The sequence below is a fragment of the Kitasatospora sp. NPDC001547 genome (assembly GCF_042894165.1).
Taxonomy (GTDB): Bacteria; Actinomycetota; Actinomycetes; order Streptomycetales; family Streptomycetaceae; genus Kitasatospora.
In genome coordinates, this window is sequence record NZ_JBIAVL010000002.1 from 289,175 (window position 1) to 302,829 (window position 13,655).

Genomic DNA, 13,655 nt, shown 5'->3' on the forward strand with positions numbered 1-13,655 from the left:
CCCTGGGCAGCGTGGGAAGTGGGGAAGCTGGGAGAGGACCCTGCCCGGGGCAGCGCGCGGCACAGCTCACCCGGCCGGTGGGGCGGGGGCGGTGCGCGCCCTGCCCCGGCCGGGGATCAGAGCGGGATCAGCCGCCGAACTCGAACTTGCGGCGGGGCTGTCGGCGGGGCTGGGCCACGCGGGAGATCTCGGGGTCGTACTCGCGCTGGAACGCGGCGTAGGTGCGGGCGATCTCGGCGGCGCAGTCCTTCGCGTCGTCGGCGGCCTTCTTAAGGTGCTTGGCCACCCGCCGGGCGCGGGTCAGGGAGCCGAACGGGCGGCCGTCCGCGTCGGGGACCTCCTTGAGCACGGCGCTCAGCAGCTCGTAGGCCATGGCCAGATCGAACGAGACCCGGGACATGGCGGAGCGGCCCTGCTCGCAGTAGTTGCGCACGTCGGCGTTGGTGAAGAACTCCGGGTCGCCGAGCGGGGAGTAGGCGGCCCCGCCGCCCGCGCCCCGGCCGCCGCCAGCCGGGGAGCCGATCCCGCCCGCCGCCGGGCCCGGACCGCCGGGGCCCCGGCCGCCGTACGCGGCCCCGCCACCGCCGCCGCCGGTCGTGTTGCGGGTGTAGTTGAAGTGGTAGCTCGGGCCGACGCGGGTACGGGAGTTGCCGCCGCCCGGCGGCGGGGGCGGGGTCTTGCCGCCGCCCGCGCCGCCGTTGTTGCCGGAGCGGCGCGGGGGCGGGAACGGGCTGCTCGGGTTGCCGGGAGGGGTGCTCATCTGTGCTGCCTCCTATGGGAGTTCAGGACTGCGTGGCGTTGAGCGGGGTGGTGGCGAGCGTGCGGCGGGTCCGCCACCAGAGCGTCTGTGCGGTCGCGGTGCTGGCCAGCCACAGCACGGCGAGCAGGCCGTTCGTCGGGCCGAACCAGACCGCGAGCGCCGACCAGGCGAGGCCGGCCGACCAGGCGGCGACGGCCCGGGTGCGGGCGCGGGCCTTGCGGCGAACGGCGGAGCGCGGGTGCCGGTGGACGATCAGCGTCCACCCGCCCGGCAGCAGCACCGCCGGGACGGCGAAGACGAGCGCGATGGGCGTCCCGGCGACGGACAGCACGCCGGCCGCCGCGAAGACGCCGATCCCGAACCAGGTGGGCGCCCAGGCGACCCGCCTGCGCCACAGCGCGCGGCCGGTCGCGAGCGCCAACCGCCCGGCGAGGGAGGGCCGTTGGGGGACGACGAGCACGACCGGGGCAGTGCCCGGGCCGAGGTTGACCACGTGCGCGGCGGGCGCTCCCCGCCGGCCGCGCTGTGCGGGTATCTGCAACTTGGTGGTGCGGATGCGGGCCATGGCGGACCTCCGGGGCGGTCAGATGGAAGCGATGAGGGCGGCGGCCGTCTCGAAGGCGTGGTGCCACGCCTGGTCAAGGGCGTAGGCGCCGTTCATGCCGTGGTCGGCGAGGCGCACGAACCGCCCCTTGCCGGTGGCGTCCGCGAGGCGCCGCAGGGGCTCGCGCCGGTCGGCGACGTAGTGCGTGGTCGCGGAGAGGGCGAGCGCGGCGGCGACTGGGGCGGGCCGCAGCCGCAGGCCCAGCAGCCGGGCGCCGCCGAGCAGCACACCGGCCTGGACGGCGGTGTACGAGGCGACGTGGGCGGCGCAGGCCCGGCGGCCGGCCGCCCCGCTCTGACCCTTGGTGGTGGCCTGGTGGTCGCTCTGAACCCAGTGGTCCGCGACGTCCGCCGCCGACCGTAGCAGGGCGTAGGCGGCGGCGAAGCGGGCCGCGCGGACGCTGGTCATGTCGGCTCCGTTCATGGTCAGCGGGTCTGCTGGATGAGGGAGCCGAGCAGCTCGGGGCGGTTGGTGGCGCCGAGCGAGCGGCCGGCAGTGGTGAACAGGTGCCACCAGTGGGCGGTGCCGTCGTCGTTGCTGGTGTGGGCGCAGGTGAAGCCGTGGAGCGGGAAGACGTCCACGACGCGGGTCTGCTCGAACTCCGGCGGCGGGGCCGGAATGTGGTCGGTGTTCATGTCGGGCTCCCGGGAGGTCTCAGGCGGCGGCGGGCGCGTCGTCGGCGCCGTACTGCTCGTTGAAGCGCTTGTAGAGGCGGTTGACGTAGGAGGGGGCGCGGGTGGAGCGGCGGGCAGCCTCGTTCTGCGAGACGCCCTCGCGCCAGCACTGCTCGATCACGCGGGCGGCCTCGGCCTGGTCGAGACGGGCCGCGGTCGAGTCGGCCGGGTCGTCGTCCTCGGCGTGGGTGTTCACCTCGTCGTCGGAGGTGAATGCCTCGGGCTCCGGGGTGTTCACCGGGTCCGGTTCGGCCGGGTACACCGGTCCGTCGATCACGTCGTCGGCGTCGGCTGGGGCCGGCTCGGCGAGGGGTTCGACGGGGTCGGTCGGGGCGCGGTGAATGGGGGTGAGCGCCGGGTGAACGGGCTCGGCATTCACCTGCGGCGCCGGAGCGGCCGGGAGTGCTTCCGGGGTTCCTGTGCCGGTGCTGACCGGCAGAGGTTCGGCCGGTTGCGGAGCGGCGGTGAACGGGGTGAGCGGGAGGGTGAACAGCGGGGCGTTCACCACCTGCCGGGCGGCCTGCGGGACGGCGGCCGGCCGGGTGCGGAGCGGCGGTTGGGGCCGCTGGGCGAGGCGGGCCAGGGCCCGGCGGTAGGCCGGTCCGGCTTCGGCGACGAGCAGCAGCAACAGCGGCGGGATGAGGTGGATCACGACGCCGACCAGGTCTTTCGCCAGCGCGGCGGCCCCGATGTTGAGCCACACCGTGGCCAGACCGGTGACCCACCGGAAGACGGCCGGCCAGCGTCCGGGCTTCACGCCGAAGCGGGAGAGGGTGCTGTCCGCTTGGAGGCTCAGGATGAAGCATCCGTCGCCAGCCACGGCCATGACGGGGCCGGTGCCGTAGCCGGGTGAATGGGCGTCGATGAACGGGGCGGCGGTGGACATGCTCACCGCGACCACCGCCCCCGTCAGCACCCACGTGCCGGTGCTGATCACGAGCGACGTGCGGCGGATCTGGGCCGGGGTGGGCACCTCGGTGAGCGCCCGGTGAACACCCCCGCCGGAGCGGTGAGCATTCACGCGGCGCTCCCGGTGTTCACCCGGGTCCGGGAGCGGGTCGCCTTGCGCAGCAGGCTGGCGCGCTCGTGCTCGTTCAGGCCGCCGAAGATGCCGAACGGCTCCCGGCGCTCCAGGGCCAGCCCCAGGCAGATCGTGCGGACCGGGCAGCCGGCGCAGATCATCTTGGCGCGCCGCTCGGCCCACCAGGCCGCCGCGGCCGTGTCCTCCGTGATCTCGGTGTCCTGGTCGGGCTCCGGGTAGAAAAGGTCGGGGTCGGCGCCGGTGCAGGCGGCCCCGGGCAGGGCGCCGTCCGGGTCCGGCCGGTACTCGGCAAGTCGGGTGGCCAACGGGCGGGCGGTCCGGTGCGGAACGCGGGTGCCAGTGAGGTACAGGCGGCGAATCATCAGGCAGCCGCCTTCCAGGTCAGCACCCGGCGGCGCTCGGCCGTGCGCATCAGCGCGGACGCGAACCGGGCCGTCGGCCCGTCCAAGTCCCGCAGGATCTCCCGCGCGGCGTCGAGCCGGGCCCGCCTGTCGTCGGCGGTCTCGTCCTCGCTACCGGTGAACAGCTCGGCGTCAACGCCGACGCCGAGGGCGAGTTCCGCGAACTCGTCCGGCGTCGCGGCGTCCTGGCCTGCGACAATCAGCTTCATGGGTCGTGTGCCTTCACTCGGACGGCCCTGAGCGGTCCCGGTGTTCCCGCACCGGGACCGCAGCCGTGTTGGGGTCGGACGATCGACGAGCGCCCGCGCGGACCCGACGTACCTCCGCCGAGGCGGCGGGACGCCGGGAACCGTGATCGCTGGTCGACGCCTCACCGACCAGTGCGGCGGTGAGGCGACCTATGTCTCTTGCGGTCGATCGGTTTCATCGGGACACCTCCTTCGGTCGAACGGGCAAGGGAAACGCACTGCAAGGGGGGCCGCGCCCCCACTCTCCGGCCGTTGCTCGCGGTCACCGGGCCACCTCGCCAGTCGGGGCCGAAACCCCTGTCCCCTGGCCTTTGCGGAGATTGCAGCGTCCTCCGCCTCAGCTCACAGACGCCCCTTTGGAGGGGCAGTTGCTCCACTCCGACAGGCGCGTTTGCGCAGTTCAGAGCAGCCCAAAGAAGGGCTGTCAGTTCGTCAGCCTCGCCATGCGAGACATGTTGAACATGTCTCTTACGATGCCGAGGAGCCGACGCTTCGTCAAGTCCTTCGTTTGGTTCGGCCGGAGAGTCCCGGCCGCGCATCAATAGATTCGGCGATCCGGGCCTGCCGGAACACGGCGCATCTGGACGGCTACGGTCCGACTTCGCTACGGTCGAAGTCGTCCCGGATCGTCCAAGCGCCGCACCATCGTCCAGGGGAGGGCGAGATGGCCAATGAGAGGCTGCGAGGGGCAATCCTCGCCAGCAATTTGACGATTGAGCAGATCGCGGAGCGGCTCGGCGTGAGCTCGCGAACCGTCGAGCGATGGGTGGAGGCCAAGGACGAGCGCCGGCCGTACCGGCGCTTCCAGTACGCGCTCGCCAACCTGTTGCAGCGAGACCTGTCGGACCTCTGGTCGGACGAGCAGACCAGCAGCGCGGCGGCGGAAGCCGGCCGGGCCGAGCTGGTGAAGCTGTACCCGCACCGCGCGGTCGTGCCGAAAGAGCTGTGGACCTCCCTCTACGCGAAGTCCACGCGGCACTTCGACCTGGTGGTGTACGCCGGGTTCTGGCTCTCGGAGGACCCGCTGTTCTTCCGCCTCGTTCGGGAGAAGGCGCAGGCCGGCGTGCCCGTACGGCTCATGCTGGGCGACCCCGACTGCGTGGGCGTGGCCCAGCGGGGCGAGGATGAGGGGATCGGCCCGGCGATGGCGGGCAAGATTCGCAACGCGCTCGCCAACTACGCGCCGCTGTTCGGCGTCCCCGGAGTCGAGTTCCGGCTCCACTCGACAACGCTCTACAACTCGCTCTACCGAGCCGATGACGACCTGCTCGTCAACGGACACGTCTACGGTGTCGGCGCCTATCTGGCGCCGGTGATGCACCTTTCCCAGGTGCCCGGAGGCGAGCTGTTCAGCACGTACGCGGCGAGCATCGAGCGGATCTGGGAGAGCTCCCGTGCCATCACCTCGCCACATCTTGAAAGTGAGGCCGCATGAGCCGCATCGACTACTTCCACGACCCGGCCGCCCCGCCGGCGAACTCCGTTGTGCCCTCCGTTACGGCCGTCGTGACGGACGCCGATGGGCGGCTGCTGCTGATCCACAAGACGGACAACAACCTCTGGGCCCTCCCCGGTGGCGGGCACGACATCGGGGAGTCCGTGGCGGACACCGTGGTTCGGGAGGTCCGGGAGGAGACAGGGATCGACGTCGAGGTGGCCTCGGTCGTCGGGCTCTACACGGACCCTGGTCACGTCATGGCTTACGACGACGGGGAGGTCCGGCAGCAGTTCTCCATCTGCTTCCGGGCCCGCCCTGTCGGTGGCGAGCTGCGGACGAGTTCGGAGTCGAAGGAGGTCCGCTGGGTGAACCCAGCGGACCTCGACGACCTGGATATTCACCCGTCCATGCGGCTGCGGATCAAGCACGGCTTGGCATCGGACCGCGCGGAGCCGTACATCGGCTAGGCCGACGTGCCGATCCGGAGCAGTCGGCCTTCGACCCGCCGCGAGGCCGCATCGATCTCCGGCTCGGCGCGCCGGATGAACCGGCCGACGATGCTGTCCGGCCCGTACCGGCCCACGATCTCGGCGACTCGGTCGGGCGTCGTCGTCGGTGTGCCGTCCGGAGTGGTGGTCATGTCGCAGTAGATCAGCGCGTCCACCAGGTGGGGTTCCTCCAGCGGGAACTCCGCCTCCAACTCCCGGCGAAGGCCCCGTTCCTCGGCTTCGAGCAGGGCACAGGAGTGGTGGGCGACCAAGCGCACGACGCGCTCGTCCACGTTCTCCGCGCGGAGGAACCGCGCGCCGTCGAGCGGGTGGAAGCCCGTGTCGACGATCCGCGGCGAGTAGCCGACGTCGTGTAGGACTGCTGCGGACTCCAGCAGCTCAGCATCCGGGCCGAGGATGCCGGCCAGGGTGCGCGCCTTGCTGGCCACCCCCTTGGAGTGGTTCCAGCGGCGCGGCAGGTCGGCGGACAGAAGGGATTCGGCAAGCTCGTAGGCCCACACGATGGCATCCGCTCCTAGGTAGCTGCGGTCAGGAGTGATTGGAGGGGAGGGCGCGGACACGCCGCCCCTTCCCGTGACGTACTTCGAGAACGCCGGCCCCTTCCAGCTGAGCGAGGGCACGTCGGACGGTGCCCCGTGCGGCGCCGGTCTTCTCGGTGAGTTCCTTCTCGGACGGGAACTCGGCTTCAACGCCGAGTTCGTGGACCAGGGCGGCGAGTTGATCGAGCACCGGGAGCTTGGGCTCGGCTCCGACAACGAGCCACCCGACGCCGGGCTGCGATCGAATCAAGCCCTCGGCCGAGAGGACGTCGAGGGCTCGCTTCACAGTGGTGCGGGCGACGTCATGCTCCTTCATCAGGTCGGCTTCCGATGGAAGCGACGTCATGGTGGAGTCTCCGCTGATCTCGGCGCGCAACGCGTCGGCAATCCGCAAGTACGTACCGCGCGGGCTCCGCTCGGGCACTGGGCCGCTCCTTCCGTAGGTGGATACCTAGACAGGATGGACGATCCCGGGGGCAGGTTGCCAGCCTCGGCGGCAGCCTGTCCCAAACCTGCGGTGAGCTGGGGTGATCTCCCCTGAGTCCGACATCAGCGTCTGACATCAACGACAGCGGACACCGGCAACCCCACCGGCATTCGGGTGGATCATTGCCGGGCCGCGATCACGGGCGTGTGCAGCTACGGGCACCGCCCGAACGAACTTACAAAGCAGATGTCGGCGGTTCGAAACCGTCCGCGCCCACCGACACGAAGGGCCAGTTCGGAGGCAGCATCCTCCCGAACTGGCCCTTGATCGTTTCCACACCCCCCAGCCCGTCGGCGATGGCGCGATCCCGGTCGCTGCATTTGCTGGTAAATCAGCGCCGCCTGGGTGCTGTTGTGGCCCGTCTCCGCGCCCACCGACCGAGGGTCGTCCGGGAGGTGCACACCCTCCTGGACCGGCCCTCGGTCGTTCTCGGCGTTTCGGCCGGCGGCGGCGAGGTCGCGGCGGTGGGGGATTCCCTCGGGGTCACGTTGGTGGGGCTGTCGGGGTGGGTGGGGCGGTGGTAGGGATGGGGGGTGCTGATGACCAGGGCGTTCGATGCGGTGCTGTGTGATGTGGACGGGGTGATCCGGTTCTTCGACGGGGACCGGGTGGCGGCGTTGGAGCGGGCGGCGGGGATGGGGGAGGGGAGTACGGCGGCGGTCGGGTTCGCGCCGGAGAACGACGGGCCGTTGTTGCTCGGGCGGATCGGGAGGGCCGAGTGGGTGGACTCGATCGCGCGGGGGCTGGCCGGGCGGGTGACGTGGGCGCAGGCGCGCGGGCTGGCGGAGGCGTTCGCGAACGCGCCGTTCCGGGCGGACGAGGTGGTGGTGGGGATGCTGCGGCGGGTGCGGGAGCACTGCCCGGTGGTGCTGGTGACCAATGCGACGGTGTGGCTGGACGAGGACCTGGCGCTGCTGGGGCTGACGGACCTGGCGGACGAGGTGGTGAACAGCTCCCGGGTGGGCAGTGCCAAACCGGAGCGGCGGATCTACGAGATCGCCGCCGAGCGGGCCGGGGTGGCGCCGGAGCGGTGCCTGTTCGTGGACGACCGGCAGGAGAACGTGGACGCGGCGGTGGCGCTGGGCATGACCGGGGTGCGCTACCGGGGGCCGGAGGACCTGCGGCGCGCGCTGGCGCCGGTGCTGGTCTAGCCGGTGGGGTGCCGGTGGTGCGGGCGCCGCTGTTGAGGGGGAGGCTCTGGGCGGCCTGGTGGACAGGCCGGGGGTGGCGGGGCCCCGGGGGGGGCGGGCGAGGATCGGGGGAGCGGGCGGACCCCTGAGGCGGTGGGTGGATGGCTGAGCAGGTCGGGGGGTCGCGGGCGGAGTTGTCGTCGCGGCTGAACTGGCTGCGGGCGGCCGTGCTGGGGGCCAACGACGGCGTGGTGTCGACGGCCGGTCTGGTGACCGGGGTGGCCGGCGCGGAGGGCTCCCGGACGGTGCTGCTCGCGGCCGGGGTGGCCGGGCTGCTGGCGGGGGCGATGTCGATGGCGGCCGGTGAGTACGTGTCGGTCAGCACCCAACGGGACACCGAGCGGGCCGCGTTGGCGCGGGAGCGGCGGGAGCTAGCGGAGGACCCGGAGGGGGAGCTCGACGAGCTGACCGACTACTACCGGGGCAGCGGGCTGGAGGACGACCTGGCCCGGGAGGTGGCGGCGGCGCTGACCGAGCGGGACGCGCTGGCCGCCCACGCGCAGACCGAACTCGGCATCGACCCGGACGTGTTGACCAACCCCTGGGAGGCGGCGCTGGCCAGCGCGGCGGCGTTCACGCTGGGCGCGCTGGTGCCGCTGCTGGCGGTGCTGCTGCCGCCGGAGTCCTGGCGGCTGCTGGTGACGGTGGTGTCGGTGGTGGCCGCGCTGACCCTGTCGGGCTGGGCGAGTGCCCGCCTGGGGGGTGCCGGTCCGGCCCGGGCGGTCCTGCGCAACGTCGTGGGCGGGCTGCTGGCGATGGCGGTGACGTACAGCGGCGGTGTGCTGCTGGAGCAGGTCACCGGGTGAGGGCGGGACCCGTACGACCGGGGGAGCAGGCTCCGGGCGGGCTTGCTCCCCCGGCCGTACGGCCGAGGAGCAGTGCGGCCCGGGCGCTTCGCGTGACGGCCCGGTCGGCTCGACAGGCGAGCCGGTGCGGCCTGTGTTTGTGTGGCTGCAAACCGCTTGGGAGAGGTGAATCGCCGTGACTATCCCCCCGTTCGGATCGAACGATCCGTTCTCCGATCTGCTCAGCCGGTTCTTCGGGATGAGCCCGCTGGCGTCCCCGCCCGCCGTGCAGCGGGTGCCGATCGGGCGGCTGCTCAGCGAGTCCTCGCAGGAACTGCTCGCGCTGGCCGCCCGGCGGGCGGCCGAGGACGGCTCCAGTGACCTGGACACCGCGCACCTGGCCTGGGCGGCCACCCGGGTGGACCCCTCGCGCCGGATGCTGGAACGGGCCGGCATCGACCCGGACCGGCTCTCCGGCGACCTGGAGCACGTGCTGCCGTCCGGCACCGCCGACGGGGTGGACGGCCGGCCGGCGCTCACCCCCTCGGCGAAGCGCGCGCTGCTCGCCGCGCACGCCCGCTCGCAGGCGGTCGGCGCCTCGTACATCGGCCCGGAGCACATCCTCGGCGCGCTGCTCGACCAGGAGCGCTCGGGCGCGGGGGTGGCGCTGCGCAACGCGGCGCCCTCGCAGGACGCGCTGAAGTCGGTGCTGGAGGGGCGCGGCACCGGCGGCGAGCGCAGCAGCACGGGCGCCCACCCGAGCGAGACGCCGACGCTGGACGAGTACGGGCGCGACCTCACCGAGGAGGCGCGCTCGGGCCGGCTGGACCCGGTGGTCGGGCGGGCCGAGGAGATCGAGCAGACCGTCGAGATCCTCTCCCGGCGGACCAAGAACAACCCGGTGCTGATCGGCGAGCCGGGCGTCGGCAAGACCGCGATCGTCGAGGGCCTGGCCCAGCGGATCGTCTCCGGGGACGTGCCGCAGAGCCTCAAGGAGAAGCGGGTGGTGACGCTCGACCTGACCGCGCTGGTGGCCGGCTCCAAGTACCGGGGCGAGTTCGAGGAGCGGCTGAAGAACGTGATCGACGAGGTCACCGCGGCCGAGAAGAGCGTGATCCTGTTCCTGGACGAGCTGCACACCGTGGTCGGCGCGGGCGGCGGCGAGGGTTCGATGGACGCCGGGAACATCCTCAAACCGGCCTTGGCGCGCGGCGAGTTGAGCGTGGTCGGCGCGACCACCCTGGACGAGTACCGCAAGCACGTGGAGAAGGACGCCGCGCTGGAGCGCCGCTTCCAGCCGGTGCTGGTGCCCGAGCCGAGCGTCGAGGAGACGATCGAGATCCTCCGGGGGCTGCGCGACGCGTACGAGGCGCACCACCAGGTGCGGTTCACCGACGAGGCGCTGGACGCGGCGGCGACGCTCTCCGACCGGTACGTCAGCGACCGGTTCCTGCCGGACAAGGCGATCGACCTGCTGGACCAGGCCGGCGCCCGGGTCCGGCTGCGCAGTCTGAGCGGGTCCACCGAGGCGACCGGGGTGCAGGACCGGATCACCAAGCTGAGGCGCGAGCTGGACGAGGCCGTCGCGGACGAGGAGTTCGTCCGGGCCGCCAACCTGAAGACCGAGCTGCGGCAGACCGAGGACGAGCTGGCGGCGACCGCCGAGGCCCGCGAGGAGGTCGTCGACGTGACGGCCGACGACATCGCGCAGGTGCTCTCCTCCCGGACCGGCATCCCCGTGGCGGAGTTGAACGCGACCGAGAAGGAGCGGCTGCTCAAGCTGGAGGAGCACCTGCACGAGAAGGTGATCGGCCAGGACGAGGCGGTCACCGCCGTCGCCCAGGCGGTGCGCCGCGGCCGGGCGGGGATGGGCGACCCGGAGCGGCCGACCGGCTCCTTCCTCTTCCTCGGGCCGACCGGCGTCGGCAAGACCGAGCTGGCGAAGGCGCTGGCGGCGCTGCTGTTCGGCGACCCGGACCGGATGATCCGCTTCGACATGAGCGAGTTCCAGGAGAAGCACACCGTCTCCCGGCTGGTCGGCTCCCCACCCGGGTACGTCGGCTACGAGGAGGCCGGGCAGCTGACCGAGGCGGTGCGCCGCAAGCCGTACAGCGTGCTGCTCTTCGACGAGGTGGAGAAGGCCCACCCGGACGTCTTCAACCTGCTGCTCCAGGTGTTGGACGACGGGCGGCTGACCGACTCCCAGGGGCGTACGGTCGACTTCCGCAACACCGTCGTGATCATGACCAGCAACATCGGCTCGCAGCGGATCCTCGACCACGCGGGGAACGTGGACGAGATCCGGGACGACCTGATGCGTGACCTGCGCCAACAGTTCCGGCCGGAGTTCCTCAACCGGATCGACGAGGTGATCGTCTTCCACGCGCTCACCCGGAAGGACCTGCTGTCGGTGGTCGACCTGCTGCTGGAGCGCAGCCGGCGCCGGCTGCGGGCCCAGGACGTCCAGCTGGACGTCACCGAGGCGGCCAAGGAGTACCTGGTCAACCGGGGTTACCAGCCGGAGTTCGGGGCCCGGCCGCTGCGCCGGACGATCCAGTCGGAGCTGGACAACCGGATCTCCAACCTGCTGCTGGACGGTTCGGTGCGGGAGGGGGACACGCTGATCGCGGACGTGAGCGACGGGGAGCTGGTGGTCACGCTGGCGCGGCCGGAGGCGTCGGCGACCTTCGAGGAGGCGCAGGCCGGAGGCGCCTCGGCCGCCGCACAGGGCTGACGGCGAACCGCTGCGGGCGTACTCCAGCGGGAGTACGCCCGAACGCCACTGGTGGAGGACGCGCGGGGACGCGGCGCCGGTCTAGCTTGTGGGCATGATGCCGCCCACGTCCCCGCCGCCCGAGCCGCCCTCGGCGGCGCAGCCACCGGAGGAGCCGCCCGAGCCGTGGCGTCCCCCGTGGGTGCGCGCGGCCAAGGCGGGCTACCCGCTCGGGGTGGCGGCGGTGGCCGCGGTGGCCCAGGTGGTCGGCTCGACCTTCGCCGCGCACAACCAGCACGGGCGGGTTCCGCTGGACGCCTTCGGCTACCTGCTGCTGCTGCTCGGGCCGGCCCTGCTGGTGCTGCGCGACCGGTGGCCGGTCGCGGTGGTGGCCGGCACCTCGGCCGTCACCGCCGGGTACCTGGCCGGCGGGTACCCGTACGGGCCGGCCTTCCTGAGCTGGCTGGTCGCCTGCTGCGTGGCGATCGGGTCCGGCCACCGCCGGGCGGCCTGGGCCGGCGTGGGCGGGGTCTACCTGGTGCACCTGCTGGGCACCTTCGTGCTGCCGGAGAGCTGGCAGCGCGCGGCCCCGCCGTCCGGCAGCGTCTGGCTGCAGGAGCTCGGGCTGCTGGCCTGGCTGCTGCTGGTGATGGCGGGGGGCGAGCTGGTCCGGTTCCGGCGCGATCGGATCGCCGCCCACTGGGCCTACCGGCAGCAGCTGGAGGAGCGCCGGGCCAACGAGGAACGGCTCAGGATGGCCCGGGAGTTGCACGACATCCTGGCGCACAGCCTGTCGCTGATCAACGTCCAGGCGGGGGCCGCGCTGGCGCTGCTCGACCGGCGGCCGGAGGAGGCCCGCAGCGCACTGGTCACCATCAAGTCGACCAGCAAGGAGGCGCTCGGGGAGGTCCGCCAGGTGCTCGCGACGCTGCGCGGGCCCGGAGCGGCGCCGCGCGGGCCGGCCCCGGGGCTGGACCGGCTGGACGAACTCGCCGAGCAGGCGGACCGGGTGGGCCTGGAGGCGGAGGTGCAGGAGCGCGGCACACGGCGCGCGCTGCCCGCCACCGTCGACCTCGCCGCCTTCCGGATCGTCCAGGAGGCGCTCACCAACGTCGTGCGGCACTCGGCGGCCCGGCAGGCGGTCGTGGTGCTGGACTGGACGGACCCGGCCGTGCTGGTCGTCCGGGTGGAGGACCCGGGGCCCGCGGTGCTCGGTGACGCGGGCGGGTCGGGCAGCGGGCTGGTCGGGATGCGGGAACGCGCGGCGGCGTTCGGTGGCACCATCACCGCGGGGCCGCTGCCCGACGGCGGCTTCCGGGTCCGGGCGGAGCTGCCGACACCGAAGGCGGAGAGCGATTGATTCGGGTACTGCTGGCGGATGACCAACTGCTGGTCAGGGCGGGCTTCCGGGCCCTGCTGGACCTTCAGGACGACCTCACGGTGGTCGGCGAGGCGGACGACGGCGAGGCCGCGCTGCGGCTCACCCGCGAACTCGTGCCGGACGTCGTGTTGATGGACATCCGGATGCCGCGGATGGACGGGCTGGAGGCGACCAGGAGGATCGCCGAGGACCAGGCGCTGTCCTCCGTGCGGGTGGTCGTGCTCACCACCTTCGAGCTGGACGAGTACGTCTTCGAGGCGCTGCGCTCGGGGGCGGCGGGCTTCCTGGTGAAGGACACCGAGCCGGCCGACCTGCTGCGGGCGATCCGGGTCGCCGTCGCGGGGAACGCGCTGCTCTCGCCGGGGGTCACCAGGCGGCTGATCGGCGAGTTCGCCGCCCGGTCGAAGGCGCCCGAGGCGGTGCCGGAGGGGCTCTCGGACGTCTCGATGCTGACCGAGCGGGAGCGCGAGGTGCTGGCGCTGGTCGGGATGGGGCTGTCCAACGAGGAGATCGCCCGGCGGCTGGTGGTCAGCCCGCTGACGGCGAAGACGCACGTCAGCCGGGCGATGCTGAAGCTCGGCGCGCGGGACCGGGCGCAACTGGTGGTGCTGGCCTACGAGTCGGGGCTGGTGCGGCCGGGCTGGCTGGGCTGAGCGGCTTCCGCGCGCTTGCGGTTGTGGTTTCGGTCGGTGGCGGTGGCGGTGGCGGTGGCGGTCGCGGTCGTGGTCGTGGTCGCGGTCGGGGTCGAGGCCGGGGCTTCGGAGCTTCGCGGTGCGGGCGCTACTTCCAGCCCGGTGTGTCGCGGACGGCTCCTACTCTCCCGGGAGTATCCCAACTGTCGCTGCTGGTAGGACGCGTGATGAGGCTCCACGGCGGGACGCTCT

At 72.7% G+C, this 13,655-nt stretch carries 16 protein-coding genes; 7 read left to right on the plus strand and 9 right to left on the minus strand.

Translation table 11 applies throughout. The annotated features are described in order from the left end of the window. Positions 1-127: 127 nt before the first annotated feature. From traA to ACFY0X_RS04085, 7 genes are read right to left on the minus strand one after another with little or no spacing between them, the layout of a single operon-like run. Complete coding sequence (gene traA, locus ACFY0X_RS04055) at positions 128-760, minus strand: plasmid transfer protein TraA (protein ID WP_387748516.1); 633 nt, start codon at positions 758-760, stop codon at positions 128-130. A gap of 22 nt (positions 761-782) precedes the next feature. After that, positions 783-1,325, minus strand: coding sequence for a hypothetical protein (locus ACFY0X_RS04060; RefSeq protein ID WP_387748518.1), 543 nt, complete (start codon positions 1,323-1,325; stop codon positions 783-785). 18 nt (positions 1,326-1,343) lie between these two features. Next, positions 1,344-1,772, minus strand: coding sequence for a hypothetical protein (locus ACFY0X_RS04065; RefSeq protein WP_387748520.1), 429 nt, complete (start codon positions 1,770-1,772; stop codon positions 1,344-1,346). A gap of 17 nt (positions 1,773-1,789) precedes the next feature. Further along, positions 1,790-1,999, minus strand: coding sequence for a hypothetical protein (locus ACFY0X_RS04070; protein WP_387748522.1), 210 nt, complete (start codon positions 1,997-1,999; stop codon positions 1,790-1,792). A 19-nt stretch (positions 2,000-2,018) separates the two neighbouring features. Further along, on the minus strand, positions 2,019-3,059 hold the full coding sequence (locus ACFY0X_RS04075) for a hypothetical protein (RefSeq protein WP_387748524.1): 1,041 nt from the start codon (positions 3,057-3,059) through the stop codon (positions 2,019-2,021). Next, entirely contained in the window at positions 3,056-3,442 is a 387-nt protein-coding gene (locus ACFY0X_RS04080) for a WhiB family transcriptional regulator (protein WP_387748526.1), read from the minus strand. Before ACFY0X_RS04080 ends, ACFY0X_RS04075 begins: the two co-directional genes overlap by 4 nt. Beyond that, positions 3,442-3,690: a hypothetical protein gene (locus tag ACFY0X_RS04085; RefSeq protein WP_387748528.1), complete on the minus strand. Its 249-nt coding sequence runs from the start codon at positions 3,688-3,690 to the stop codon at positions 3,442-3,444. Before ACFY0X_RS04085 ends, ACFY0X_RS04080 begins: the two co-directional genes overlap by 1 nt. A 703-nt stretch (positions 3,691-4,393) precedes the next feature. Between ACFY0X_RS04085 and ACFY0X_RS04090 the strand changes: the two genes are divergently transcribed. Both ACFY0X_RS04090 and ACFY0X_RS04095 read left to right on the plus strand, forming a co-directional pair. Beyond that, the gene (locus ACFY0X_RS04090) at positions 4,394-5,164 is read left to right on the plus strand and encodes a helix-turn-helix domain-containing protein (RefSeq protein WP_387748530.1); all 771 of its coding nucleotides are present in this window, start codon (positions 4,394-4,396) and stop codon (positions 5,162-5,164) included. After that, positions 5,161-5,634, plus strand: coding sequence for an NUDIX hydrolase (locus tag ACFY0X_RS04095; protein ID WP_387748532.1), 474 nt, complete (start codon positions 5,161-5,163; stop codon positions 5,632-5,634). Before ACFY0X_RS04090 ends, ACFY0X_RS04095 begins: the two co-directional genes overlap by 4 nt. On the opposite strand, the gene ACFY0X_RS04100 is transcribed toward ACFY0X_RS04095, so the two are convergent. Both ACFY0X_RS04100 and ACFY0X_RS04105 read right to left on the minus strand, forming a co-directional pair. Continuing rightward, positions 5,631-6,176 (minus strand): HD domain-containing protein, encoded by a 546-nt coding sequence (locus ACFY0X_RS04100; RefSeq protein WP_387748534.1) that lies wholly within the window; start codon positions 6,174-6,176, stop codon positions 5,631-5,633. The two genes, ACFY0X_RS04095 and ACFY0X_RS04100, sit on opposite strands and share 4 nt — an antisense overlap. A gap of 28 nt (positions 6,177-6,204) precedes the next feature. Further along, entirely contained in the window at positions 6,205-6,639 is a 435-nt protein-coding gene (locus tag ACFY0X_RS04105) for a GntR family transcriptional regulator (protein ID WP_387748536.1), read from the minus strand. Between the two features lie 602 nt (positions 6,640-7,241). Between ACFY0X_RS04105 and ACFY0X_RS04110 the strand changes: the two genes are divergently transcribed. From ACFY0X_RS04110 to ACFY0X_RS04130, 5 genes are all read left to right on the plus strand, one after another. Continuing rightward, positions 7,242-7,853, plus strand: a complete 612-nt coding sequence (locus tag ACFY0X_RS04110) for an HAD family hydrolase (protein WP_387748538.1) — start codon at positions 7,242-7,244, stop codon at positions 7,851-7,853. Positions 7,854-7,993: 140 nt separating this feature from the next. Beyond that, positions 7,994-8,698 (plus strand): VIT family protein, encoded by a 705-nt coding sequence (locus ACFY0X_RS04115; RefSeq protein ID WP_387748540.1) that lies wholly within the window; start codon positions 7,994-7,996, stop codon positions 8,696-8,698. Positions 8,699-8,873: 175 nt separating this feature from the next. Next, complete coding sequence (locus ACFY0X_RS04120; RefSeq protein WP_387748542.1) at positions 8,874-11,411, plus strand: ATP-dependent Clp protease ATP-binding subunit; 2,538 nt, start codon at positions 8,874-8,876, stop codon at positions 11,409-11,411. A 94-nt stretch (positions 11,412-11,505) separates the two neighbouring features. Next, positions 11,506-12,750, plus strand: coding sequence for a sensor histidine kinase (locus ACFY0X_RS04125; RefSeq protein WP_387748544.1), 1,245 nt, complete (start codon positions 11,506-11,508; stop codon positions 12,748-12,750). Continuing rightward, positions 12,747-13,424, plus strand: coding sequence for a response regulator (locus ACFY0X_RS04130; protein WP_387748546.1), 678 nt, complete (start codon positions 12,747-12,749; stop codon positions 13,422-13,424). The genes ACFY0X_RS04125 and ACFY0X_RS04130 overlap by 4 nt, the downstream gene beginning before the upstream one ends. The last annotated feature ends 231 nt before the right edge of the window (positions 13,425-13,655 follow it).